The organism is Microbulbifer sp. (assembly GCF_036563125.1).
In the GTDB taxonomy this organism is placed as follows: Bacteria; Pseudomonadota; Gammaproteobacteria; order Pseudomonadales; family Cellvibrionaceae; genus Microbulbifer.
Genome location: NZ_DATCMV010000009.1, coordinates 1 through 26,209 on the forward strand (window position 1 = coordinate 1; position 26,209 = coordinate 26,209).

22 protein-coding genes are annotated in these 26,209 nt (G+C 59.3%); 2 read left to right on the top strand and 20 right to left on the bottom strand.

Going from position 1 to position 26,209, the window contains the following annotated elements; all coding sequences use genetic code 11:
• The 6 genes from glmS to glmU form a co-directional block, all read right to left on the bottom strand.
• A partial coding sequence (gene glmS, locus VIL80_RS00555) for a glutamine--fructose-6-phosphate transaminase (isomerizing) (protein ID WP_332034219.1) occupies window positions 1-1,214 on the bottom strand: 1,214 nt, incomplete at its 3' end.
• A gap of 24 nt (window positions 1,215-1,238) precedes the next feature.
• Complete coding sequence (locus tag VIL80_RS00560; RefSeq protein WP_332034220.1) at window positions 1,239-2,000, bottom strand: DeoR/GlpR family DNA-binding transcription regulator; 762 nt, start codon at window positions 1,998-2,000, stop codon at window positions 1,239-1,241.
• Window positions 2,001-2,076: 76 nt separating this feature from the next.
• Window positions 2,077-3,228, bottom strand: coding sequence for a dihydrolipoamide acetyltransferase family protein (locus VIL80_RS00565; protein WP_332034221.1), 1,152 nt, complete (start codon window positions 3,226-3,228; stop codon window positions 2,077-2,079).
• Complete coding sequence (locus VIL80_RS00570; protein WP_332034222.1) at window positions 3,225-4,232, bottom strand: alpha-ketoacid dehydrogenase subunit beta; 1,008 nt, start codon at window positions 4,230-4,232, stop codon at window positions 3,225-3,227. Before VIL80_RS00570 ends, VIL80_RS00565 begins: the two co-directional genes overlap by 4 nt.
• Window positions 4,233-5,342 (bottom strand): pyruvate dehydrogenase (acetyl-transferring) E1 component subunit alpha, encoded by a 1,110-nt coding sequence (gene pdhA, locus VIL80_RS00575; protein ID WP_332034223.1) that lies wholly within the window; start codon window positions 5,340-5,342, stop codon window positions 4,233-4,235.
• A 137-nt stretch (window positions 5,343-5,479) separates the two neighbouring features.
• The gene (glmU, locus tag VIL80_RS00580) at window positions 5,480-6,841 is read right to left on the bottom strand and encodes a bifunctional UDP-N-acetylglucosamine diphosphorylase/glucosamine-1-phosphate N-acetyltransferase GlmU (RefSeq protein ID WP_332034224.1); all 1,362 of its coding nucleotides are present in this window, start codon (window positions 6,839-6,841) and stop codon (window positions 5,480-5,482) included.
• 159 nt (window positions 6,842-7,000) lie between these two features.
• Between glmU and VIL80_RS00585 the strand changes: the two genes are divergently transcribed.
• Together VIL80_RS00585 and VIL80_RS00590 are read left to right on the top strand one after the other, a co-directional pair.
• Window positions 7,001-7,894: a cation diffusion facilitator family transporter gene (locus tag VIL80_RS00585; RefSeq protein WP_332034225.1), complete on the top strand. Its 894-nt coding sequence runs from the start codon at window positions 7,001-7,003 to the stop codon at window positions 7,892-7,894.
• A gap of 277 nt (window positions 7,895-8,171) precedes the next feature.
• A complete protein-coding gene (locus VIL80_RS00590; RefSeq protein WP_332034226.1) occupies window positions 8,172-11,501 on the top strand; it encodes an amidohydrolase family protein in 3,330 nt (1,109 codons plus the stop codon).
• A gap of 72 nt (window positions 11,502-11,573) precedes the next feature.
• Here the strand turns inward: VIL80_RS00590 and VIL80_RS00595 are convergent, their stop codons facing one another.
• The 14 genes from VIL80_RS00595 to VIL80_RS00660 form a co-directional block, all read right to left on the bottom strand.
• The gene (locus VIL80_RS00595; protein ID WP_332034227.1) at window positions 11,574-13,028 is read right to left on the bottom strand and encodes a tetratricopeptide repeat protein; all 1,455 of its coding nucleotides are present in this window, start codon (window positions 13,026-13,028) and stop codon (window positions 11,574-11,576) included.
• Between the two features lie 55 nt (window positions 13,029-13,083).
• A complete protein-coding gene (locus tag VIL80_RS00600; protein ID WP_332034228.1) occupies window positions 13,084-14,103 on the bottom strand; it encodes a patatin-like phospholipase family protein in 1,020 nt (339 codons plus the stop codon).
• Between the two features lie 167 nt (window positions 14,104-14,270).
• Window positions 14,271-16,724 carry a hypothetical protein gene (locus tag VIL80_RS00605; RefSeq protein WP_332034229.1) on the bottom strand — a complete coding sequence of 818 codons (2,454 nt, stop codon included), beginning with the start codon at window positions 16,722-16,724 and terminating at the stop codon, window positions 14,271-14,273.
• Window positions 16,724-17,329 carry a hypothetical protein gene (locus VIL80_RS00610; protein ID WP_332034230.1) on the bottom strand — a complete coding sequence of 202 codons (606 nt, stop codon included), beginning with the start codon at window positions 17,327-17,329 and terminating at the stop codon, window positions 16,724-16,726. The genes VIL80_RS00605 and VIL80_RS00610 overlap by 1 nt, the downstream gene beginning before the upstream one ends.
• A 367-nt stretch (window positions 17,330-17,696) precedes the next feature.
• On the bottom strand, window positions 17,697-18,116 hold the full coding sequence (locus tag VIL80_RS00615; RefSeq protein ID WP_332034231.1) for a F0F1 ATP synthase subunit epsilon: 420 nt from the start codon (window positions 18,114-18,116) through the stop codon (window positions 17,697-17,699).
• 71 nt (window positions 18,117-18,187) lie between these two features.
• Entirely contained in the window at window positions 18,188-19,585 is a 1,398-nt protein-coding gene (gene atpD / locus VIL80_RS00620; protein WP_332034232.1) for a F0F1 ATP synthase subunit beta, read from the bottom strand.
• A gap of 38 nt (window positions 19,586-19,623) precedes the next feature.
• The gene (gene atpG, locus VIL80_RS00625) at window positions 19,624-20,481 is read right to left on the bottom strand and encodes a F0F1 ATP synthase subunit gamma (RefSeq protein WP_332034233.1); all 858 of its coding nucleotides are present in this window, start codon (window positions 20,479-20,481) and stop codon (window positions 19,624-19,626) included.
• 65 nt (window positions 20,482-20,546) lie between these two features.
• Window positions 20,547-22,091, bottom strand: coding sequence for a F0F1 ATP synthase subunit alpha (atpA, locus tag VIL80_RS00630; RefSeq protein ID WP_332034234.1), 1,545 nt, complete (start codon window positions 22,089-22,091; stop codon window positions 20,547-20,549).
• A gap of 48 nt (window positions 22,092-22,139) precedes the next feature.
• The gene (locus VIL80_RS00635) at window positions 22,140-22,673 is read right to left on the bottom strand and encodes a F0F1 ATP synthase subunit delta (protein WP_332034235.1); all 534 of its coding nucleotides are present in this window, start codon (window positions 22,671-22,673) and stop codon (window positions 22,140-22,142) included.
• Window positions 22,674-22,684: 11 nt separating this feature from the next.
• Window positions 22,685-23,155, bottom strand: a complete 471-nt coding sequence (locus VIL80_RS00640; protein WP_332034236.1) for a F0F1 ATP synthase subunit B — start codon at window positions 23,153-23,155, stop codon at window positions 22,685-22,687.
• 54 nt (window positions 23,156-23,209) lie between these two features.
• Window positions 23,210-23,458, bottom strand: a complete 249-nt coding sequence (gene atpE / locus VIL80_RS00645; RefSeq protein WP_010131056.1) for a F0F1 ATP synthase subunit C — start codon at window positions 23,456-23,458, stop codon at window positions 23,210-23,212.
• A gap of 100 nt (window positions 23,459-23,558) precedes the next feature.
• The gene (gene atpB, locus VIL80_RS00650; protein WP_332034237.1) at window positions 23,559-24,482 is read right to left on the bottom strand and encodes a F0F1 ATP synthase subunit A; all 924 of its coding nucleotides are present in this window, start codon (window positions 24,480-24,482) and stop codon (window positions 23,559-23,561) included.
• A gap of 113 nt (window positions 24,483-24,595) precedes the next feature.
• The gene (locus VIL80_RS00655; protein ID WP_332034238.1) at window positions 24,596-25,006 is read right to left on the bottom strand and encodes an ATP synthase subunit I; all 411 of its coding nucleotides are present in this window, start codon (window positions 25,004-25,006) and stop codon (window positions 24,596-24,598) included.
• A 290-nt stretch (window positions 25,007-25,296) separates the two neighbouring features.
• Window positions 25,297-26,205, bottom strand: a complete 909-nt coding sequence (locus VIL80_RS00660) for a ParB/RepB/Spo0J family partition protein (RefSeq protein WP_332034239.1) — start codon at window positions 26,203-26,205, stop codon at window positions 25,297-25,299.
• Window positions 26,206-26,209 lie beyond the last annotated feature (4 nt).

A 26,209-nucleotide genomic window follows, 5' to 3' on the forward strand; every position in this document is an offset into this window, starting at 1 on the left:
GCCTTGGTGGAAGCGACGCCGATTTCGGGGCCGGCTTCTGTCATCAAGTGCAGTTCGGATTCGCGCACCAGGGAGCTGTTGGGCACGTTGCAGATGGTCATGGAGGCGAGATAGCCGAGCTCCTTGGCCTGGCGCAACGCGGCGAGGGTATCGGCAGTCTCTCCGGACTGGGAGATAGTGACGAACAGTGTTCCCGGGCGCACCGCGGTTTTGCGGTAGCGGATTTCGCTGGCCACTTCCACGGAGCAGGGCACCCCAGCCCAGTCTTCGATCCAGTAGCGGGCCACAAGACCGGCATGATAGCTGGTGCCGCAGGCGACGATCTGCACCTGTTTCACTTGCGGCAGGATTTCATTGGCGGCGGTGCCCAGTGCCTGGGACAGCACCGAGTGCTCACCGATGCGGCCCGCCATGGTGGCCTCCACCACTTTCGGCTGCTCGAAAATTTCCTTCTGCATGTAGTGGCGGTAGCGGCCCTTGTCGGCGGCGTCGTGGCCACCCTGCAGTTTGTTCACCGGGCGGCTGACTTCTTCGCCGGCTTTGTCCCACACGGCAATACTGTCGCGGGTGACTTCTGCGATATCGCCTTCTTCCAGAAAAATAAAGCGATCGGTGACCTGTTGCAGGGCCATGGGGTCGGAGGCAATAAAGTTCTCTTCGATGCCAACGCCGATCACCAGCGGGCTGCCGAGGCGCGCGCAGACAAGACGCTCGGGTTCGGTGGAGCAGACCACACCGAGGGCGTAGGCGCCATGGAGTTGTTTGGTAGCGGCCGAGACGGCCTGTAACAGGTCGCGTCCATCTTTGGCGAGGTCGTGGATCAGGTGCACGACGACTTCGGTATCGGTTTCGGACTGGAATTCGTAACCCTTGGCGATGAGCTGGTCGCGCAGTTCCTGGTAGTTTTCGATGATGCCGTTGTGCACCAGAGCGAAGTTGCCGGAGGTGTGCGGGTGGGAGTTTTTGTCCGAAGGTACCCCGTGGGTGGCCCAGCGGGTGTGGGCGATACCGAGCTGGCCGGCGGTGGGGCTGTCGTCGAGCGCGGATTCAAGATCGGCGACCTTGCCCTGGGTTTTGCGCAGCTGCAGTTTGCCGTCACCGTTGACCAGGCACACGCCGGCGGAGTCATAGCCGCGGTATTCCAGGCGGCGCAGGCCTTCCAGCAGGATTCCGGTAACATTGCGCTGACCGAGAGCGCCTACGATTCCACACATTTCTCTAACCTCAATAATTTGTTGTTACTTCACGTCTGCGCAAATCACGCGCAGCCCTCTGCGTTCCAGCTGTGCACAGACCTTGTCGTCAATGCCGCTGTCCGTCACCAGAGTGCCGAACATGTCCCAGCTCAATTCCAGGTTGGGTATCCGCCGGCCAACCTTGCTGGATTCCGCCATGACGATGACTTCGCGTGCGACTTCCGCCATGACCCGCGAAAGACCGATCTGTTCGTTGAAGGTGCAGGTGCCGCGCTCCAGATCGATGCCGTCGGCGCCGATAAAGGCCTGGTCGAAGTCGTAACCGCGCAGCACCTGCTCCGCGACCTGTCCCTGGAAGGCTTCGAAATGCGGGTCCCAGGTACCGCCGGTCATCAACAGGGTCGGTTCGTTTTCCAGTTCCCGCAGCTGGTTGGCAACATGCAGGGAGTTGGTCATCACCACCAGTCCGCGTTTCTTGTCCAGTTCCGGGATCAGGCCGGTGGTGGTGCGGCCGTAGTCGATGACAATGCGGTTGTGGTCGCGGATGAGTTCGGCCGCGGCGCGGCCGATGGCGCGCTTGGTCTGGGACAGGGGATCTTCACCCACCAGTTCCCGCGGCAGAGGGATGGCGCCGCCGTGGCGGCGCAGCAGCAGCCCACTGTGCTCCATCGCCGCCAGATCCTTTCGAATCGTAACTTCCGAAGTTTCGAACTGGCGCGCCAGCTCTTCCACGCTGGCTTCGCCCGCGTCATTGATATGCCCCAGTATCTGGTGGCGGCGCTGCTGGGTGTTGCGTTTGGACATGGAGAGGGATGCAACCCTTATCTTTCGTTTCGAAACCAAAGGATAGCGAATCGAAACTTAGCTTGCCAACCCGAATTCAGGGTTCTGTGAGAAATTCACTCAATTTTTTTAGGAATCTGGCGAGTTCACCGCCGGTGACCGCGCGGTGGTCGGCGGTAATGGACAGCGGCAGCAGTTTGCGCACCCGCGCCTTGCCCTTGTGGGGCAGTACCGCCTTGTGACTGCGGCCGGCGCCGACGATACATACCAGCGGCGGCACTACCACCGGGGTGGCGAAGCGCCCGCCGAGGCTGCCGAAGTTGGACAGGTGGATGGTGGCGCCCTGGAGGTCTTTCTGGGGGATGCTGCCCTCGCTGGCCTGTTGCTTGAAGCGGAAAATTGCCGCCAGCAGGTCTTCGTCGCTGTGCGCTGCGACGTCCTTGATCACCGGCACGAACAGGCCTCTGGGGGCATCCACGGCGAGGCCGATATTCACCGGGGCCTGTGGTTCCAATGTGTCGTTTGCGAAATGGGCGTTGAGGTTGGGTTCGCTGGCGGCGGCGTGGGCGATGGCGCGGAGCAATCGCAGGGTCGCATTGCTGCCCTTGGGCCAGTCGGAGATATCCACCTCGTCGCACAGGGTCATAGGGCAGACGAGATCGCGGCTGTGGCTCATGGCCAGCGCCATGGCACGACGAGCGGGTTCGGCGCTCGTCCCGGCGGTCGATGCCGGTTTGGCTGCGGCCGCGACCGGCTGTGCAGATACCTCGCCCGCCGCGGGGGACGGCTGACCGGCGGCGGTACGCACCTCGATTTCGGTAAAGCGAGAACCGGCGGGGTGGAGCCTGCTGAGGTCCACACCCAGTTGCCGCGCCAGCGCGCGCACAGCGGGTGTGGCGCAGCGGGGACGGTGGGAGATGGCGTACTGTTCGCGCGCAAGTGCCTCGCTGCCGGATTCGATTTTGCCGACCACGGTGCCGGAATCCGCCGGTTTCGGTGCGGCAGTCTCGCCGCCGGACAGTTTGAAACCGATCAGCGGCTGGCCGGTTTTCAGGGTTTCGCCCTCGGCGGCGAACAGTTTCTCCACCGTGCCCGAATAAGGCGACGGCACCTCCACCAGGGCTTTGGCGGTTTCCACCGTAACCAGGACCTGGTCGGCAACCACGCTGTCGCCCTCGCGCACCTGCCACTCGCGAATGGTGGCATCTGGCAGGCCCTCGCCAAGATCTGGCAGCTTGAAGATTTTCATCGGCCACCCTCCCGCACATACCCCAGCGCCGCGCGTGCGCCGGCGAGTATCCGTTGCACCCCCGGTAGATAGACCTGTTCCAGCTGATAGTAGGGCATGACGGTGTCGTAGCCGGTAACCCGCTGTACCGGGGCGTCCAGCAGGTCGAAGGCGTACTCCTGAATTTGTGCGGCGATTTCCGCACCGAGTCCGCCAAAGCGCGCCGCTTCGTGCACCACCACACAGCGGCGAGTTTTTTCCAGCGAATCGATGATGCTGTGGATATCCAGTGGTTTGAGGGTGGCGGGGTCGATGACTTCCGCCTCGATGCCCTCTGTGGATAACTGTTCGGCTGCGGCCAGGGTTTCCTTCACACTGGCACCCCAGGCGATCAGGGTCAGGTCGCCGCCCTCCCGCAGGACGAAGGCGCGGTCCAGCGGCAGCGCTTCGCCATTGTCCGGCACCGGCTGCTTGGCGGCGCGGTAAATGCGTTTGGGCTCCAGAAACAGCACCGGGTCCGGGTCGCGGATGGCGGCCAACAACAGGCCGTAGGCGCGCGCCGGGGAGGAGGGCACCACCACGCGCAGACCGGGAATGTGCGCGAAAATGGCCTCGGTGCTCTCGCTGTGATGTTCCGGTGCATGAATACCACCGCCGTAGGGGGCGCGATACACGATGGGACAGCTGAGCCGCCCGCGGGTGCGATTGCGCATACGCGCGGCGTGGCTGAGGATGTGGTCGAGGCCGGGGTAGATGAATCCCATAAACTGGAATTCGGCGACGGGCCTGAGCCCCTGGGTCGCCATGCCCACGGCGATGCCGGCGATCATGGTTTCCGCCAGTGGCGTATCCAGTACCCGCTGCGCACCGAATCTTTCCTGCAAGCCATCGGTTGCCCGGAATACACCGCCGTTCGCACCGATGTCCTGCCCGAACACCACTACCCGGGGGTCATTGGCCAGTTCGTAAGCCAGCGCCTGAGTGACCGCTTCAACCAGGGTGATACTTTTCGCTGCCTCCCCCATCTATTCCTGTGCCCCCGCTTGTTGCTCATCCCGCAGCTGGTCGTACTGCTCGTAGAGGCCTTCCGGTAGCTGCGCGTAGAGATGATCGAAGATGGCGGTAGCCGGTTCCGGCACGCGGGATTCCCAGCTGTTCAGTGCCGTTTCCATGGTCTGCGCCAACTCCCGCGCGAGATCCTGCTGCTTGGCATCGCTCCACAGGCCTTCACCGCGAAGATAGGTTTCCAACCGCCTGACCGGCTCCCACTGCCACGCCTGCTGCAGCTCTTCCGCGCTGCGGTAGCGGCTGGCATCGTCGGCGGTGGTGTGGTCGCAGAGTCGGTAGGAAATGGCCTCGATCAGCGCCGGCCCCTCGCCGCCGCGTGCCCGCTGCAGCGCATCCCGCACCGCCCAGGCCACTGCAATCACGTCATTGCCGTCCACCTGCAGCGCAGGGATACCGGCGGCGATCGCCTTCTGCGCAATGGTGTGGGTACTGGTCTGCGCGCTCCGCGGCACCGAAATCGCCCACTGGTTGTTGTTCACCACAAATACCACCGGCAGTTTCCACACCCCGGCGAGATTCATTGCTTCGTAGAAATCCCCCTTGGATGTGGCACCCTCGCCGGAGCTGGCAACGGCTACCTGCAGCGGCGTGCCGTGTTGCTGATGGCGATACTTGAGCGCAAAGGCGACACCGGCGGCGTGCAGCATCTGGGTGGCAATCGGGATGCAGATGGGCAGGTCTTGCGGCGCGTGCCGGTAGTTCTGCCCGCGCTCATCGCCACCCCAGTTGGCGAGAATTTCCTCAATGGAAACACCGCGCTCCAACAGGGCGCCGGTCTCCCGGTAGTAAGGGCAGTAGACGTCCTCCGCCATCAGCGCATTGCCGGTGGCGACACTGATGGCTTCCTGACCGAGGGTAGAGGGATAGGTGCCAAGGCGACCGGTGCGCTGCAGTTTTACCGCGCGATCGTCCACCAGCCGCGCCAGCTGCATCTGGCGGAAACAGTGGGTGAGCCAGTCGGGACTGGCGAATTCCGGCAGGGACTGGCTGGCATTCCCCTGTTTATCCAGGTACTGCAGCCAGGCGATATCGAAGGAAGCCTGCAGCTGCAGGCGCGGTTTGTGCATCGGTGGGATTCCTTTCTTTCCGATGCGTGCAAGTGTAGTTCTTGGGGGCGACTTATTTTGGGGCGCGTTTCGTTCTCAGCACCCGGTGATCCCGCGCAACCGGGTCAGATTCAAAACGGCCAGCCACCAAAGTCCGATCAGGATTTCTTGACCGGCCGCTGCCACCCGGAAATATTCCGCTGCTTGCCACGGGCCACCGCCAGTTCGTCAGCGCTCACTTCCCGCGTGATGGTGGAGCCTGCCCCCACCGTTGCTCCGGCACCGATTTCCACCGGGGCCACCAGCGCGGAGTTGGAGCCGATAAACGCGCGGTCGCCGATGATGGTTTTGGACTTGTTCACCCCGTCATAGTTGCAGGTGATGGTGCCAGCGCCGATATTTACGTCGTCCCCCACCTCGGCATCGCCGATATAGGACAGGTGGTTCACTTTGCTGCCGACCCCAATCTTCGCCTTTTTGGTCTCGACGAAGTTGCCCACCTTGGCCCCATTGGCGAGCTCGGTGCCAGGGCGCAGGCGCGCGAAGGGGCCGATGTTACAGGCTTCGCCAACGCTGGCGTCTTCGATGATGGAATTGGCTTCCACGACTGTGCCGGCTGCCAGCTGGCAGTTTTTCAACAGGCAATTGGGGCCGATTCTTACGCCGTTGCCCAGTTTGACACTGCCCTCAAATACACAGTTGATATCGATGGTGACGTCGGCGCCGCACTCCAGCGTTCCGCGCAGGTCGAACCGCGCCGGGTCCATCAGCGTCACGCCGAGCGCCATCTGCACTTCAGCCTGATCGCGCTGCAGCGCGCGTTCCAGTTCCGCCTGCTGGATGCGGCTGTTTACCCCGGCAACTTCCACTGCATCGCTGCCGATCACACCGGTAACCGCGATATTTTCCCGTACGGAGCGCGCGATCACATCGGTAAGGTAGTACTCACCCTGGGCGTTGTTATTGGAGAGCTCCGGCAGCCACTGCGCCAGCAAATGGCCAGGGGCAGCGAGAATGCCTGTATTGATCTCGTCGATCTTGAGGGTCTCGGCGTCGGCGTCTTTCTGTTCGACGATGGCCTGCACCTGGCCGTCTTTGTCGCGCACGATGCGGCCGTAACCACTGGGGTCATCCATGATGACCGAAAGCAGGGCGGGACCATTCTCCGATTCCTGCAGCAGCTGTCGCAGGGTTGAAGCCCTCACCAAAGGCACATCACCGTAGAGCACCAGCACGGTTGCGCCGTCGCGGAAATGTGGGATCGCCTGCGCCACCGCATGACCGGTACCCAACTGCTCCTCCTGCTCGACAAACTGCACGCCGCTGTCCGCGAAGCGCTCGCGCACCAGTTCCGCACCGTGGCCGATGACCACGGTGATCTTCACGTCCCCGAGCTGTTTGGCGGTTTCGATTACCCGCCCCAGCATGGGCACGCCGCCAATGGGGTGCAGGACCTTGGGCAGGTCGGAGCGCATACGGGTGCCTTTGCCGGCGGCGAGGATGACGATATCGATAGCCATGGAATTCCTGAAAATGGGGATGCTGAATCTGCGATTGGCTGCAAATTGTGGCGGCTTCGCGGCAGCGCCACAAGTTACCGCCGCAATCATCTGATGAATTGCCACTAATATCCCTGAGTCTACTGCGAATATTTATCGATACAGTGCGGGGTTCAGGAAATGGAGACACGCGGGTTGTGGCTGTCGATCGTGGGCTGCCTGATCATGGCGGCGCTGGGTTTCGGCTTTTCCCACTGGACCGGTTCCGAAGCCATTTTTCTCGACGGCGTCTTCTCCCTGGTGAACTTCGTCATGTCGCTGGTGATGCTGGCGGTTTCGAGAATCATCCGGCGCGATGCCGATCGCCACTTTCCATTTGGGTACGCGAGTTTCGAGCCGGCGTTCAATGTGCTGCAGAGCATGGTGATTCTCGGGGTCATGCTGATGGCGCTGTCCTCTGCCGTCGCCGCGTTATATCAGGGGGGGCGTACCCTGGATGCGGGCAGGGCCGTTATCTACGCCGCGATCGCGAGCACCGGTTGCCTGGCGGTGTATCTAGTGTTGCGCCGTATCGCCCAAAAAACCGGCTCCACCATGATCGAGGTGGACGCCTTTGCCTGGATGATTGACGGCATACTCAGCGCGGTGGTGCTGTGCGCATTTGCCCTGGTGTGGCGCTTTGGTGATGCTCTCGGCGGCTGGCTGCCGTTTGTGGATTCCTGGATGGTTGTCGCGATGGTACTGGTCATGTTGCCGGTACCCGCGCGAACCCTGTACCGCAACCTGATGGAAGTGCTGTTGGCGTCACCGCCGATCGACATCCAGCGCGAGATTCGCCGCGCCTTCCGCGACGCCATGGTGGATATTCCGGGACAAAACTGGTCCCTCAGCATCGTCAAAACCGGTCGCTCGGTGTACCTGCATGCGCGTATCCTCCTGAATGAAGAGCACCAGCATGCCTGTATAGATCAGGTGGACGAGTGGCGCGAACTGCTCACCGAGCGTATGGCGGAGTTTGTTGCCGAGCAGGAGTTTGACGTGGTATTCACCACGGACGCGTCCTATATCGGCTGACACAGCCCATCCACTATTCGCCGATCCCGCCCACAAACCCGGAAGCGCCAATCCAGTCAGAGGCGTGGCCGGCGATGATCCCTTGTGGACAGTGCAATATCCGGTAAAAGTTTCACAACCCGAAGATTATGCCGTTCGGCGCAGATCCGTTGCCTTTTCCTGCCATTCCCGTAATTTGAACCCGGGTTTACCTTGTGGACCTTCTGTGAATAAAAAGAGAGCGGCGTCAGACATACCGCCGAGTGCATAACGATAACCCCGCACCTGGGAGCCATTCATGATCGACAATTTCAAGGCCAGCAAACTGGCGCGCCTTATTGGCAGTGCCGGCATCGCACTGGCGCTGCCGTTTGCTGCGCAGGCGGAAGAGGGCGCTAAAGTCGCCGATAAGTGGGATGTGAACAACCCACCCTACGAATTCAACGCCGTGCCACTGGACACCCGCGAGACCACCTGGAGCAACCTGGACATCAGCCCCGACGGCAAAAGCATCATTTTCGATATGCTGGGGGATATCTACGAGGTGCCGGTGGCCGGCGGTGAGGCCCGCGCGCTGACCAGTGAAATTGCCTGGAATACCCAGCCGCGCTTCAGTCCCGACGGCAAATCCATCGTGTTCGTGAGCGACCGCGATGGCGCCGACAATATTTGGGTGATGGACCGCAATGGCGACAACCTGCGCCAGCTGACCACCGAGAAGGAAAACCTGGTGCACGCACCGAACTGGAGCCCCGATGGCCAGTATCTGGTGGCGCGCAAGGGCTTTATGTCCGGGCGCAGTATTCCCGCCGGCGAAATCTGGATGTATCACCACGGCGGTGGCGAAGGTCGCCAGATCAAGGCGCGCCTGGGCGGCGACATCGCGCAGAAGAACATCTCCGACGCGGTGTTCTCCCCGGATGGCCGCTACATCTATTACACCATCGACACCACCCCGGGTACCGTGTGGGAGTACAACAAGAACTCCACCCAGCAGCTGTTCGCCATCAACCGCTACGACCTGAATGACGGCAAGGAGGAGACCTTCGTCTCCGGCCCCGGCGGCTCCATTGCTCCGGTACCTTCCCCGGACGGCAGCAAGCTGGCGTTTATCCGCCGCCAGGATTTCAACACCTCGCTGTTCGTGAAGGATCTGACCACCGGCCTGGAAACCCCGCTCTACAGTAACCTGGAGCGCGACCTGCAGGAGACCTTCGGTTCCCACGGCAACTATGTACAGTACGACTGGATGCCGGACGGCAAATCCCTGATCGTGTGGAGCAAGGGCAAGTTCCTGCGCATCGCCGCCGATGGCAGCAGCATCGGGCGCGGCGCGCGCGAGATCGTCGCCCACATCAAGACCGAGAAGAAAGTCGCCGCCGCGGTGCGTTTCCCGGTGGATGTGGCACCCGAGCAGTTCGATGTGAAGATGATCCGCTGGGCGCAAAAGTCGCCGGACGGCAAGCAGATCGCATTCCAGGCCCTGGGCAAGATCTACATCCAGGACGTGAACAGCGGGGAACGTCGCCGTTTGACCGGCCAGAATGAGCATTTCGAGCTATATCCCAGCTGGTCCCGCGACGGCAAACAGATCACCTATGTAACCTGGGACGATGAAAAGCTCGGCCAGGTACGCGTGGTTTCCGCGCGCAACGGCCGCGGCAAGAACATCACCAAGGAGCCGGGCCTGTACGTGGAGCCGAGCTTCGCTCCCGACGGTGAGTTGATCACCTTCCGCCGCTTCACCGGCGGTTACCTGCTGAGCCCGGAGTACTCCCTAGAGCCCGGTATCTACCTGGCCGATGCCGACGGCGACTGGCAGCGCCGCATCGCCAAGTCCGGCTACGAGCCGCACTTCGGTGCCAACAGCGACCGCGTCTACTTCTCCGACTTCGTGTACGCCGACGGTGGCAAGCGCGTGTTCAAGAGTGTGGACACCAATGGCAAGGACGAGCGCGAACACCTGCACGGCGCCGAAATCACCTCCTTCCGATTGTCCCCCGACAGCCACTGGATCGCCTTCACCCAGGACTTCAAGGCCTACGCCGCACCGTTCATGCACACCGGCAAGTCCGAGGCCATCGGCCCCAATGCCACCGCAGTGAAGGTCACCCAGGTGTCCAAGCGCGCCGGTGAGAACCTGCACTGGTCCGCCGACAGCCAGACCCTCGGCTGGGCCCACGGCCCGAAACTCTACCAGCGCGAATTGAGGGACGCGTTCGATTTCATCGCCGGCGCCCCGGAGCAACTGCCGGAGCCGGTAAGTGAAGGTATCGACCTCAGCTTCCCGCAGAAATTTGCCCACAGCGACAAGCTGGTGGCCCTGACCGGCGGCACCGTGGTCACCATGCGCGATGCGGAAAAATCCGAGGAAGTCATCGACAACGGCGTAGTGCTGTTCCGCGGCAATCGCATTGTGGCGGTGGGTGCCGCCAGCGAGGTAGAGATACCCGTGGGCACCCAGCGTATCGACGTTACCGGCAAGACAGTGCTGCCGGGCCTGGTCGATGCCCACGCCCACGGCGCCCAAGGTCGCGAGGAGATCATTCCTCAGCAGAACTGGAACCTGTACTCCAGCCTGGCGTTCGGCGTCACCACCATTCACGACCCGTCCAACGACAGCAGTGAGATCTTCTCTGCGGCGGAAATGCAGAAGGCCGGCATCATCAACGGCCCGCGCATCTTCTCCACCGGCACCATCCTCTACGGCGCCAAGGGTCCCGGCTACCGCGCCAAGATCAACAGTCTCGAGGACGCCGAGTTCCACGTGAGCCGCCTGAAGGAAATGGGCGCGATTTCTGTGAAGAGCTACAACCAGCCTAGAAGAGACCAGCGCCAGCAGGTGCTGGAAGCGGGCCGTAAGCACGGCATCATGGTGGTGCCGGAGGGCGGCGGTAAGTACCAGCACAATATGAACATGATTGTGGATGGCCATACTGGCGTGGAGCACTCGCTGCCGATTGCCAATATCTACTCCGACGTGGAACAACTGTGGAGCCAGACCAAGGTCGGCTACACGCCCACCTTTGTGGTGGCCTACGGCGGTCTCACCGGCGAGTACTACTGGTACGACCATACCGATGTATGGAAGAACGAGCGCCTGACCCGCTTTACCCCGGACTTCATCGTCAACCCGCGCTCTATCCGTCGCGAAAAATCGCCGGATAACCACTACAACCACTTCAATGTGGCGCGCCACGCCAAGCAACTGCGCGACAAGGGCGTGACCGTGCATATCGGTGCCCACGGCCAGCGCGAGGGCCTCGGCGCCCACTGGGAACTGTGGATGATGGAGCAGGGCGGTTTCACCCCGTGGGAAGCGTTCCGCGCCGGCACCATCGACGGCGCCCGCTACCTGGGCATGGACAAGGATCTCGGTAGCCTGGAAGCGGGCAAGCTCGCGGACATCATCGTGGTCGATGGCAACCCGCTGGAAAACCTGCGTCAGTCGGAGAACATCAAGTACACCGTGATCAACGGCAAGGTATTTGATGCCGCCACCATGAACGAGGTCGACGGCGAGCAGCGGCTGGCGTTTTTCCACGAACGCCTGCCGGTAAGCGCCATGCCGACCCCGACGGCGGAAGCGATCCAGGAGAAACAGGAACGCCACCACTGGGTGCACTGATCCGCTTTTGCTGCTGAAACAAAAAGCCCGCAGCTAAAAACTGCGGGCTTTTTTTATCGTTTTTTACCGGGATTATCTGGCCTGCTGCAAGGCCTTTTCCGCGGCAGCGCGCAGTTCATCCGAGTGCGACCACGCCACTACCCGCTGCAGATATTCGCGGGCCAGTTCCGGCTTGCCCAGATGTGCGAGATACAGGCCGATCGTCGCATTCAGGGTCAGGTGATTCGGCTCCTGCTGGTAGGCACTAAGCATCACCGGTAGTGCCGCATCACTGTTGCCCTTCAGTTGATAGGCGGTCCACAGGCTGCGGTAGCCGGGCAAATAGTCCGGCCCCATCTGCACGGCGATTTTCCCGAATTTCACCGCCTGCCGGTAAAAGTCCTCGTTCCAATCGCGGGTAAGTGACAGCGCCTGCAGGCGCAGCAGGTAATACTGGGCGAGATTTGCCGCGGTCAAATGGCTGATCTGGCCGTGCTCGCCAATTTCCTTAACGACCTTTTCGCCGAGCTTGTAGCTCTTTTCCTGCGCCTCAATTACCGCCATCGCAGTCAGATTTTCCTGCCAACCTAGGCCTTGCTGCTCGCTCCGCTTCAGGTAATCCATGGCCAGTTTCGGTTTGTCGAAATCCGCGGCTTCGCTTGCCAGTAGAAATAGATATTCGTTTTCGCTGAGGACGCGACGGGGTATGGAGTATTGGTACACGGGAATATCCAGTTTGTGGCGATGAATGTCGTCACGCATATACGCGAGCATCTCGCGCTGGATTTCGGCGATGGTCTTGCCGAAGTGTTCCGCAAATATCTCGAAAGGGTTTTCTCCCGCCGCCACCGCTTTCAGGTAGTCTGCGGTGGCGGCGCGATAATCCGGATGGCCGGCGTTATAGCCCAGTTGAAGGTAGTGGGTAAGGAGCCAGGCGCTGGCGTAATAATTGTTCCAGTAGCGGCTGTTGTCCTCACCGTTTTGCGCGGTGAGCGGCGGCGGTGCCAGCAGTTGTTGGATGGTGAGAGGATCCTCCTCTGCCCAGGCACTCAAACGCCACTCCGGCAGCCCGCCGACCACCACGTCTTTTGGACGCAGTTCGGCGCTCGCCAGCAATTCAGCAAACCCCTCGGAATACCAGCGCGGGTAGGTCAACCCGCTGCGCTCGCGCATCAGGTGATGAACATACTCGTGGAAAATCAGGCCGGAGCCGGAAATGCCGTGGTCGCCATCGCGGGAGAAGATGATCGGCCCCTCCCAGGTCTCACGGTAAAGACCGGCAATTTTGCGGTCACCGGAGAATTTTTCGAATTCGGCAGAATCGCGAAAGTGGAACACCCGCAAGCGCTTATTTTCCGGGATTTCTTCCTGGCCGGTAAAGGAGAGGGCGGCACGGCGGAAGCGCTCCAGGTCTCGCATTAATGCATTGACCCGGCGCTCGGGAACATCGGAATAGACGGTGAAGTTTTCTGACCGGTATTCGTACCAGTCGTCTGCGGCTACGCAGTTACTGAACAGCGCCATCAGTAAAAACAACAACCCCCGCATACCACCGCCTTCAGTATTTCACCGGTTAAAGCTGGATTTAACTCTGCACATTAGATCACGCGCTCGCAACCATATCCTCCAGCCAGGTACGCAGCCTGCGCGCTTCTTTTTCACCGGCCTCAATAGCCTCTGCGGCGCGGGAATAGTCGTTGCCGCCGATATCGCCGACTTTTGGCAAAATCAGCACATCCGGCGGCGCCCCCATCATGCGCGCACGCTTGTGGCGGCGCTCGAGGATCTCCATGGCCCGGCGCATGGTGTCGAACATACCCGGCGGCGTAAGCTTTGGATCGCGCTTGATACGCAGCTGGGAAAGCTGCTCCTTTCCTTGTTCTACCAGCCTGGTAAATCCTTTGGCCGGACTTGTCACTCGCTCCGTCAGGTGCATGCCAGCGGCAAACTCGATGCTCTCGGCCACCAGTTCGGTTTCTTCCTCGCGCGACGGTTTCATACTTACGGCGCGCCGCACTTCGCCGTGCTCGCGATCCAGTAAAGGAACCGTGTCTTCGGTGACATCCACCGCGATGATTTTGCTCGCTCCCATTGCCCGACACACATCAACCGGCACCGGATTTGACACCGCACCGTCCACCAGCCAACGGCCCGCCAGGGCCTTGGGGGAGAGAAGACCGGGAATGGAGCATGATGCACTAACTGCATCCTGTAGATTGCCTTCCTGCAGCCAGATCTCCTGGCCGCTGTGCAGGTCGGTGGCAACGGCGGTGAACGGCAGGGGAAGGTCTTCGATATTTTCGAAGTCGAAATCCTCGAAAAATGCGCGAAATGGCTTGATACCGCCGATCACGCCGCCACTCAGCGACCAGTTAATATCCAGCAGTGAAAATACCCGCCAGTTGTCGAGCATCCGCGCCCACTCTTCCAGCTTGTCGAGCGCGCCGGCGGAGTAAGCGGCACCAACGAAAGCGCCCATGGAGGTACCGGCGATCACATGGGGCTTGATCCCCATTTCATCCAGTACCCGTAGAACACCAATATGTGCAAAACCCTTGGCGGCGCCGCTGCCAAGAGCCAGGCCGATTCGGGCCTCGCCATTTTTCACTATGTCTGCCTTCATGGTTCCATTTGAGCTCGGGGAAGGGTCTATTCAATCGATAGCTCAATGATGGCCCGGTGCGACCGAAATTAAAATCGCGGACATTAAAAAAGCAGCCGAAGCTGCTTTTTTACGATGAAATAGCCCGCCTAAGGCGGACTTAACAAGATGAGATGAAAAGTGAAAAGTTAGTCGTTCAGGTGGGCACAGCGACCGAATTCGGCACCGCCCTTAACTTCTGCGATCAGCTGCTTGGGGAAGCTGACTTCTCGATCCTGACCGTCTTTACACACAAATGCGGTGTCCATGTCGATATCGAAGGTGATGGTGGCACCGGCCAGGTTACCCATCATCTCGGAGCCGTCGCCACTCAGTGACAGCGGGTTGTCGATCGGGAACTGGGATGCTTCCACCACACCTTGCTTCTTGAAGAAGTCGCGGGTGTTGATCCAGCCGATGCCGTCCAGATAAACCCCGCCAATAAAGCCGGTAAAATAGCCGCCGGCACGACCCACGATCACGCTGCCATCGTCATTCATGTCGGTCGGCATTACCGGGATCGGTCCGAAATAGTTCTGCACGAAATCCGGACCATAGATCGGATTGGAACACAGGTTGCCCAAGAAGAAATGGTTGTAGTCCAGATCTTCACACCAGGTCAGGCCGCCAATTTCTTCCAGTTCGTCGGTCTTGGTGTTCCACAGTTTGACGCCGGAATCGGTGTCCAGTGCGACGACGCTACCGTCATGGTTCATCGCCGTGGCGTTTTTAGCACCGAACTCGGTGTAGATATCGCGGAACTCACCATTGACCCAGGCGACTTGCTTGTAGGTGCTGGAACCGGTGATCACGCTGCCATCGCCGGAAACGCGGTCTGCACGTACCCACTGCACATAGCCGGGCAGGTCGTAAGGCAGCTCCTCGATATTGCCATGCTTGTCCCACTTCACGGGGACCATTTCATGGGCACCGTTCCGCTGACAAATGCCATCACCATCGACGTCTTTGTAGCCAAGGCCAACCATGACTTCGCCGCTGTCGTCCATATCCCACACTGCAACGGATTGGGTGCCGTTGCTACCTGATCCACCACAGCTGTTGCCGTTAAGATCCTGCATCGGTTTCAGCTTGTTACTGACCAGATCCCACATCGCCGGCTCAAGGATGCCGTTTTTATTCAGGTCCGCAGTGATCATCGCTTTGGTGGCATTTTTGTTCATCTTGCCGCCGTTGCTGCGCACGTCCGTATCGGGATGCAACGCATAGGATTTCTGTACCGCGTCGTAAACAAACGGAATGCCATTACCCACGATACCCAGGGCTTTCTTACCGTTCTTTGCGAGGTCGGTGACGAACGCCTGTACCAGCGGCGTGTACTGGATACCATCCTGGTAACCGTTGAAGTACATATCGGTGTGTTTGGTTTCACCAGCCTGCACGGTGATTGGGGTGAAACTACAGGCGCGGTCTTCCCCCGGGTTCGCGCTTTCACCGGCGTTCCAGTACTCAGCTTCGGACACGATGGAAGTTGGCGCGGTGGGGTAACCGCCGGCCTTGATGGTGTCGGTGTACAGTACGTAACGCGCACCCGGCTGGAGACCGTTAATGGTGAAGGAGCCGTCCGGACCTACCATACCCTGGGTCATATTGCCGGACTGCTGGGTAATCACGTCGTACATCGGGTTGTCGATGTTACGCGCCACCATATTGATACCGGAGTATTCGCTGACGCCATCTTTCAGATACAGCTTGCCAGTGATGGAACCGTATTGGGTCTTGTAGGCTTCGGTCGGATACAGGTCGGAAATATTGACGATGTCGTCGCGCACGCTGATGGTGGACTGCTGACGTCCCGCCTCGCCGCGCACATTGATGAACGGGAACATGGTTTCGATGGTGTCCTCGGAAGGACGCTGCGAACCGTTGTACACATTGGCAGTATCACAACCGGGTACCCCATCGTAATAGGGGCGGTAACTGGCGGCCATATAGCTGAAGTGGCCATTGGCCTGGGAGTGCGACATGTTCATGGCGTGGCCGAATTCGTGGGTGAATACGCCAGCAACCTTTTCGCCTTCGGTATCACTGATGTCCACAAACCAGCCGTTCATCAGCGCGGTGGCTTCAGTGATTTCACCGGTCTCTTCATCTGCCCACTCGGGGAAGGCAATGCCCAGTACCTGATTTTTTGGTACACCGAAATACTGCTCGAGAATCTGTCCGTCGGTATCGTAGTTGACCCAGAAACCGTAGCCGTTTTCCTTGCCGTAGATTTCGCCAACGTTGTTCTGGTTGACGTCGGCAATACCCGTCTTCTCTTCGATGGTGCCCTGGATGGTCATGGACAGGGTTGAGGTTTCTACATTGGACCATTCAGCGATGGCTTTGGCGGTAACCGCATTGGCCTGGTCGATGGTCAGGAATACGCTGCCGTCGTAATTCAGGGTAAAGGCCTTAGCTTCACCACCGTCCGCGGTCAACGCCATCGGACCACCGTCGGTGTACACCGGAATGTCACCCTTGGAGGTATCCCACTTATAGGGCTGCATGGTCGGTTCGTGGATATACAGCGGGCCGCCAGCCTGTGCGCCAGCGGAAGCGAGGGCCAACGCCATTGCGATATTGAGCTTTTTCATTTTCATTATTTGCTCTCCTCAACCAGCTTGCCCACCAGGCCCACGAAAGTGGCGGCGCTCATGGAGCCAGGATTGGTAATCATGTTCTGTTCTTCCGCGGAAAGGTTGGAAGTGTCCATGCCCTCAAACAGACCGTGGTTGTTGAATGCGTTGGTGGCCTTATCGTTGCTCACGATAAATTTGCCCTGCGCCATACCTGTGGTGGTCTGGAAACCAGTTATTTCGGCTTTTTTGTACATGAACGCAACGACCTGTTCGCCTTCATTCCACTTGGCAAAACCTTCCGGGGTCACACCCAGGTAGACTTTGCCGTTACCCATGGAGCGTGGCTTAATCAAACCAAATTGACGGAACTTATATTCGCTGTCGTCTTTGACCTTGCCCTTGGCATCACTACCGACACGAATGGTGACTTCGGTGTACGGGGCGTTATTCTGGAAACCATCGGTGACGCTGACTACCTGACCGATAAGAATGCTATCGGCCTCGGTAACCAGATCTTCAAGGTTCTGGTTTTTGAGTTTCATGGCATGGGCAGACACGGATAGCAGCGCGGCTGCCGTCAACGACGCCAATAGGGATATGCGCGAGAATGATTTCCCGAATTGCATGGGGACCTCCTGACTAGATTTATTTTTATTTCAGGTGGCGCCAGCAGGTGCTGCTGCGCCACTGGGCCAATCAATAGAACACAGTTGGTTTTGGCGCTGAGTAACACTTTGTAACAGGGACGAAATAGATGATTTTGGTCATTTACACCCGCAAACGCGGTTGACCCAGTGGCGACGGGAGCTGCGGGGCAGGGGAGGAATTTACCGATATTTCCGGACGGTGAGTCAGCGGAAAATTAGATTCGGCTTTTGCGAGAGTAATCGCAAAGTGCTTGTGCGGTGTTTAGGGTAATTTTTGTCAATTTGATCGGCCTGAAACAAAAAAAGCAGCCGAAGCTGCTTTTTTTGTTTCCCACCGAAGCGGGAATTACTTACCGGCCGCCTTGCGGATCGCCTGCAGGGTGCGCAGGCGCGCTTCGGCTTCGGCCAGTTGCGCGGAGACGCGGACATAGTCGATATCCGCCGGGGCACTGCGCAGGGCGTGTTCCGCCTCTTCGCGCGCCTTGCGTGCCGCTTCCTCGTCGATTTCGCGCTCTGCGACATCGGCGAGCACGGTCACCACGTTGGGCTGGATTTCAACAAAGCCGCCGCGCAGGAAGTAGACCTCTTCCTCACCAGTGTCCTTGATGACACGGACCGGGCCGGGCTTGAGGGCGGTCAGCAGGGGAGCGTGACCATAGGTAATACCTATCTCACCCTCTACGCCGCTCACAACCACCATCTTCACCAGACCGGAGAAGAGGGATTCCTCTGCGCTAACAATGTCGCAATGTACAGTCATAGCCATAAGGCTACCTCACATTCTCAGCTGTTTGCCTTGTGAAACCCGAAAAAATTTCCGGGTTTCACACACGTGCCTTACTTCTTGTTGGCTTTCTCGACGGCTTCGTCGATGGTGCCGACCATGTAGAAGGCCTGTTCCGGCATGTGGTCGTAGTCGCCTTTCAGGATGCCCTGGAAACCGCGGATGGTTTCTTTCAGGGACACGTATTTGCCCGGTGCACCGGTAAATACTTCCGCTACGTGGAACGGCTGAGACAGGAAGCGCTCGATCTTACGCGCGCGGGCTACGATCTGCTTGTCTTCTTCAGACAGCTCGTCCATACCCAGAATCGCGATGATGTCCTTCAGCTCCTTGTAGCGCTGCAGAACAGACTGTACGCCACGGGCAGTCTCGTAGTGCTCCTGACCGATCACCAGCGGGTCCAGCTGACGAGAGGTGGAGTCGAGCGGGTCAACAGCCGGGTAGATACCCTTGGCGGCGATGTCACGGCTCAGTACTACAGTGGAGTCCAAGTGCGCGAAGGTGGTCGCAGGGGACGGGTCGGTCAAGTCATCCGCCGGTACGTATACCGCCTGGATGGAAGTGATAGAGCCAGTCTTGGTGGAGGTAATACGCTCCTGCAGCACGCCCATCTCTTCCGCCAGGGTCGGCTGGTAACCTACCGCAGACGGCATACGGCCGAGCAGTGCGGATACTTCGGTACCGGCCAGGGTGTAACGGTAGATGTTGTCGACGAACAGCAGTACGTCACGGCCTTCATCACGGAATTTTTCCGCCATGGTCAGACCGGTCAGGGCTACGCGCAGACGGTTGCCCGGCGGCTCGTTCATCTGGCCGTAAACCATCGCTACCTTGGACTTGGAAAACTCTTCGACGTTAACAACGCCAGCTTCCTGCATCTCGTGGTAGAAGTCGTTACCTTCACGAGTACGCTCACCCACACCCGCGAACACGGACAGACCGCTGTGCTCGGTGGCGATGTTGTTGATGAGCTCCATCATGTTTACGGTTTTACCTACACCGGCACCACCGAACAGACCAACCTTACCACCCTTGGCGAACGGACATACCAGGTCGATAACCTTGATGCCGGTCTCCAGCAGTTCAGTGGAGCTGGACTGCTCTTCGTAGGTCGGCGCAGCGCGGTGGATAGAGGAACGCTCTTTCTCACCGATGGGACCACATTCGTCGATGGGGTTGCCCAGTACGTCCATGATGCGGCCGAGGGTCTCTACGCCCACCGGTACGGAAACCGGAGCGCCGGTGTTGGTTACCGCGAGACCGCGGCGAACACCTTCAGAAGAACCCATGGCAATAGCGCGAACCACGCCATCGCCCAGCTGCTGTTGCACTTCCATGGTGAGGTTCTTTTCCTCACACACGAGTGCATCGTATACGTTCGGTACGGCATTACGCGGGAATTCCACGTCGATGACCGCGCCGATAACTTGCACAATTTGCCCGTTACTCATTTCCCGATCCTCAAATTTCAAATCTTTACTCGGCCGCCTCAGACCGCCGCGGCGCCGCCAACAATTTCCGACAGCTCCTGGGTAATCGCTGCCTGGCGCGCCTTGTTGTAAACCAGCTGCAGTGCGTCGATCAGCTCACCGGCGTTGTCGGTGGCGCTCTTCATCGCAATCATACGTGCAGCCTGTTCACACGCTTTGTTTTCCACAACCGCCTGGTACACCTGGGAACGGATGTAGCTCACCAGCAGGCCGTCGAGCAGTTCGACCGCCTCAGGCTCGTACAGGTAATCCCACTGGTGCTGTTGCTCATCTTCTTCCTTCTTGAGCGGCAGCAGTTGCTGGATTTGCGGCTTCTGGGTCATGGTGTTCACGAATTCGTTGGACACCAGGTAGAGACGGTCGATATCACCGGCGGCGAGACGGTCGATCATCACCTTCACGGGGCCGCGCAGTTGCGCTGCTTCTGGGGCATCGCCCACATCCCGCAAGGCGGCGACGACGTTACCACCGATGTTTTTGAAAAAGCTGACCGCCTTGTTGCCGATCGCGCAGATATCCACGCCAACGCCCTGTTTGCTCCAGGACTGCATATCGCGGATGGCCGCCTTGAACACGTTAATGTTCAGGCCGCCACACAGACCGCGGTCGGTGGATACCAGGATGTAACCCACGCGCTTGACTTCACGCTCCTGCAGGTAGACATGCTGGTATTCCGCCGAGGCGTTGGCGACATGGCCAAGCACCGCGCGGATGCGGCTTGCGTAAGGGCGCCCCAGTGCCATGCGATCCTGAGCCTTGCGCATCTTGCTCGCCGCAACCATTTCCATGGCCGAGGTGATCTTCTGCGTGCTCTTGATGCTGGCAATTTTTGTGCGTACTTCTTTTCCGCCTGCCATAGTCAGTTACCTTTTGCCGGATTAGTCCTGCAGGGGAGGGCGAGCCGACCCCTGCACACGGGTACTTACCAGCTACCGGTAGCGACGAACTTCTCGATTGCGGCTTTGAAAGCGCTGTCGATTTCGTCGTTGTAGTTACCGGTGCTGTTCACTTGCGCCATCAGCTCTGCGTGCTCGCTGTTCATATAAGCGTGCAGGGCGGATTCGAAGTCCAGTACCTTGTTGACTTCCACGTTCTTCAGGAAACCTTTGTCCGCAGCGTAAACGGAAACCGCCATCTCGCCGATAGACAGCGGAGAGTACTGCTTCTGCTTCATCAGCTCGGTTACACGCTGACCGTGGTCCAGCTGGGCCTTGGTGGCCTCGTCCAGGTCAGAAGCAAACTGGGAGAAAGCCGCCAGTTCGCGGTACTGAGCCAGAGCGGTACGGATACCACCGGACAGTTTCTTGATGATCTTGGTCTGCGCGGCACCACCTACACGGGATACAGAGATACCCGGGTTGATAGCGGGGCGAACACCGGCGTTGAACAGGTCGGTTTCCAGGAAGATCTGACCGTCGGTAATGGAAATTACGTTGGTCGGAACGAATGCGGAAACGTCACCCGCCTGGGTTTCGATGATCGGCAGCGCGGTCAGGGAGCCGGTTTTGCCTTTCACTTCACCGTTGGTGAACTTCTCTACGTATTCGGCGTTTACACGCGCAGCACGCTCCAGCAGACGGGAGTGCAAGTAGAAAACGTCACCGGGGTATGCTTCACGGCCCGGGGGACGCTTCAGCAGCAGGGAGATCTGACGGTAGGCCCAGGCCTGCTTGGTCAGGTCATCGTAAATGATCAGGGCGTCTTCACCGCGGTCGCGGAAGTACTCGCCCATGGTGCAGCCGACGTAAGGCGCCAAGAACTGCATCGCAGCCGGGTCAGCAGCACCAGCGGCAACCACGATGGTGTGGTCCATGGCGCCGTGCTCTTCCAGCTTGCGCACTACGTTGGCGATAGAAGACTGCTTCTGGCCAATGGCAACGTAGATACACTTAATGCCAGTGCCTTTCTGGTTGATGATCGCGTCGATCGCAACCGCAGTCTTACCGATCTGACGGTCGCCGATGATCAGCTCGCGCTGGCCGCGGCCAATCGGGATCATGGTGTCGATCGCTTTCAGACCGGTTTGAACCGGCTGGTCAACGGACTGACGGGCGATTACGCCGGGGGCTACTTTTTCCACCGCGTCGGTCAGCTTGGTGTTCAGCGGACCTTTACCGTCGATCGGGTTACCCAGTGCGTCTACCACGCGGCCCAGCAGCTCCGGACCAACCGGCGCTTCCAGGATGCGGCCGGTGCAACGGCACTTCTGGCCTTCAACCAGGGACTTGTAGTCACCCAGTACAACAGCACCAACGGAATCGCGCTCCAGGTTCAGCGCCATACCGTAGACGCCGCCCTCAAACTCGATCATCTCACCGTACATCACGTCGGCCAGGCCGTGGATGCGGATGATACCGTCGGATACGGAAACAATGGTGCCCTCGTTCTGGGCTTCGGTGCTCACATCGAGATTGTCGATGCGGCTCTTGATGATTTCACTGATCTCGGAGGGATTCAGTTGCTGCATGCTCTGTTCCTCGAATCCCCGGCTGGCGTTGCCGGCCGGGAAGGTAATTTAGGAGTTCATCGCCTCGGCGAGTTTGGCCAGTCGGCCGCGCACGGTACCGTCGATCACCGTGTCACCAGCGCGAATGATCGCGCCGCCCAGCAGGCTTTCATCCACCGCGCTGTGCAGGTGCACCTCGCGGGAGAACTTCTTGCTGAGAGCCTGAGTGAGACGCTGGGCCTGCTCTTCGCTGAGGGCGCGGGCGGAAAGTACTTCCACTTCCAGAGTGGCTTCCGCGTCCGCTTTCAGGGCTTCGAACAGGTGGGAAATTTCCGGCAGCAGTGCCATGCGGTGGTTTTCCGCCAGCAGCTTGATGAAATTCTGCTGCGACGCACTGAAGTCGCCGCACACCGCCAGGAATTTTTCCGCGCGCGCATCGCTGGTCAGCTGGGGATCATCCAGCAGTTCGCCGATCTTTTCGTTCTGGCTGACCGCCGCCGCGGTTGCCAGCGCAACGCTCCAACCGGCGAGGTCGGAGGCTTGTTGCGCGTGGGCAAATGCCGCTTTCGCGTAGGGCCGGGCCAGGGTGCTGAGTTCCGCCATGGGTTCCTCGCTTACAGCTCGGCTGCCAGTTTCTCAATCATGTCATCGTGCACTTTGGCATCGATGTTGACCGAAAGGATTTTCTCGGCACCGGCAACAGACAGGGCGGCTACGCGGGAGCGAAGTTGCTCTTTCGCGCGGTTCACTTCCTGTTCGATTTCAGCTTGTGCGGCGGCTTTCAGGCGATCGCCTTCAGCGCGCGCAGCCTGTTTGGCTTCCTCGACAATCTGGTTGGCGCGCTTGTTGGCACCATCCAGGATCTCGGCAGCCTGGGCTTTTGCTTCTTTCAGTTGCTCGGCAGCTTTGCGCTGGGCCAGCTCCAGGTCTTTCCCGGCGCGCTCGGCTTCCTGCAGGCCGGTAGCAATTTTCTGCTCACGTTCCTGCATAACGCCCATCAGGGCCGGCCAGACATACTTCCAGCAGAACCACACGAAGGCGAGAAAGGTGATCGACTGGCCGATCAGAGTCAGGTTGATATTCACACCGACACCTCTTGCTCTTTCAAAAAAGGGTTAAAGGGCAATTGGAACGGGGAATTAACCAGCCAGACCAGGAGCTACCGCGAAAATCAGGTACATGGCGATACCAACACCGATCATCGGAACGGCGTCGAGCAGACCGGCCATCAGGAACATTTTGCCCTGCAGAGCGGGAGCCTGTTCCGGCTGACGTGCAGAACCTTCCAGCAGCTTGCCACCCAGGGTGCCGAAACCGATAGCAGTACCCAGAGCGCCCAGACCGATCAGCAGTGCAGCAGCTACGTATACCAGACCTAATGCTTCCATTGTTTTCTCCAAAAGTAAGTTGAGAGTTGTTGAAGTTGAAAGTGAATGAAAAAGTTAAAGTACAAACGAAATCTTTTTGCCAGACGGGCGGGGCACGACCTTACTGGTCGTGCTCGTGCTCATCTTCCCGGTTATGCGCCATGGCCATGTACACAGTGGTCAGCACCATGAACACGAAGGCCTGCAGGGTGATAACCAGGATGTGGAAAATGGCCCAACCCATCTGCAGCAGTGCGGCGCCAACGAAGCCAAGCACGCCCACACCGAACACAATCGCGATCAGGATGAAGATCATCTCACCGGCGTAGAGGTTACCGAACAGACGCAGACCGAGGGAAACCGGCTTGGCGATCAGGGAAACCGCTTCCAGCAGGAAGTTGAACGGGATCAGGAAAATATCCACGTACCACTTGCCGGAGTGGAATGGGTGCAGGGTCAGTTCTTTCACAAAACCCATCAATCCCTTTTCCTTGATGCTGAAGAAGATCATCAGCACGAATACCGCAAGCGCCATACCCAGGGTGGCGTTGAGGTCAGTGGTCGGTACCACCTTGAAGAAGAAGTGGTCGTCACCCGCAATCTTGGCGGCAGCCATAGGCAGCCAGTCCACGGGGATCAGGTCCATCAGGTTCATCAGGAATACCCACACAAAAATGGTCAGCGCCATAGGGGCGACCATGCGGTTGGTGTGGGGGAATGTTTCGCGAACCAGCTTGTCGATGAATTCGGTTACCAGCTCGACAAAGCTCTGGAAGCCAGAGGGTACGCCAGCAGTGGCCTTCTTGGCCGCGCGGACAAACAGGAAGCAGAAGAGAAGACCGAGAGCGATAGACCAGCCCAGGGTATCCAGGTGAACGGCCCAGAAGCCCATGTCGGCAGCTTCCTGGCTGCTGTGGGCAATGGTCCAGGTGGAGTCGGTCAGCACAGTACCGTCGGCACGGGTGTAGCCCGCGGGAAGTTTACCGTACGCAAGATTTTGCAGGTGGTGCTGGATATAACCCGTCGCGGTTTGTTCGGCAGCCATAGTTCCTCAACACGTTCTAAGATAAAAAACTTTTCAGGAACCCCTGCCTGCGCGGGCAATCACTTCTGCCCTTATCTCTGCACAGTCACTCTTCAGGGGTTCCGGGGCCGCCGCTACTTTGCTGCATGCAGGCGGGCCACGAGAATCCATTGCAAAATCACGCACAAGCCATAGCTGATAAACAACACTGCGGGATTCAGCGATTTGACAGTGGCAAACACCGCCGCAAATCCCGTCAGGGTCAGCACAAACTTGCCGGTTTCGGCGCGGTAGAAACTGGCTACCGTGCGCTGGCTTGCGCGCGCGCCGCGCAGCTGGCGGCGACCTTTCAGCAGGTCACTTCCTTTTCCCAGCAGCTCAAACGCGCGCAGGCCAAAATACAAATTCGGCAGCACACAGAGTAGGCCACCGAGCAGGGCGGAGATGGCGACAATTCGCCCCTGTGTCAATTCGAGCACCAGCGCAACCAACAACACTACTGCCAGCTGAATCAGCGAAATCTTGACTACCGGGGGATTGCGCATAGGCGGGAACAGGCCTGCCAGTCTCTAGTTTCCGCCCAAATTTTGGGCGTGCGAATTATGTCGGAACAAGGCTGCCGATTCAACTGGCAAATCCCGTCAGATGGTGTGGCGTTCGCGTTCTTTTACTACAGAAAAACGCGATAGTGAGCGCACACTAACGAACACGAATTTCCACACCATAACGCAATTGAGGCGCCACGTGGGCGCCTCAATTTGGTGCAACCTTCTGCAACTGAATTGCAAATTTGTTGCGAAACCGTTGCAGCAGTAACGTTTGCCGCACATGCGGCTCAGTCTTCGCTGTAGCCCAGATGGGCGAGAATACCGTCCAGTTCGTCGAGACTGGTGTACTTGAGCACCAGCCTACCGGCACCTTTTTCGCCGTGATCAATGCTGACCGGCACGCCGATTTTTTCCGCCAGACGCTCGGTCAGGCGGCGGATATTCGGGTCCATTTCCGGCTTTTTCGCCTTTGGTTTGCCCGCTTGCTCCTGGAAGCGACGCACCAGGGCTTCGGTCTGGCGCACGGTCAGTCCGCGATCGACCACCATCCGCGCCGCCTCGCGCTGCTCGTCACCGGCAAGCCCCAGCAGGGCTTTGGCGTGACCGGTCTCGATATCGCCGCGCTCGAGGAAGGTCCGCACCTCGTCGGTCAGCGTGAGCAGGCGCATCAGGTTGGTGACAGCAGTGCGGGATTTACCCACAGCTTCTGCCACCTGCTGCTGGGTGAGCTCAAATTCGTCCTGAAGTCGCTTGAGCGCGACCGCTTCCTCGACTGGATTGAGGTCTTCGCGCTGGATGTTCTCGATCAGCGCCATGGCGATGGCCGCTTCGTCGGAGACGTCGCGGATCAGCGCCGGAACCTTGTCCAGCTCCGCCAGCTGTGCCGCGCGCCAGCGGCGCTCACCGGCGATGATTTCGTATTTGTGTTCACCAATGGGGCGCACCACGATCGGCTGCATGATGCCCTGAGCGCGGATGGAGTCCGCCAGCTCCTGCAGGGATTCCTGCGGGAAGTCGCGGCGCGGCTGATAGCGGCCGCGCTGCAGGAATTCGATCGGCAGCTCTTTCAGCTCCCCGTCCACGCGCTCGACGATATCGCCCTGGCGCTCGCCGGTGGCGACGGCAATGGCCTCGCTGACATTGTTGCTGATCAGGTGGGAAAGTCCTTTCCCGAGGCCTTTGCGTTTCGCGGCCATAAGT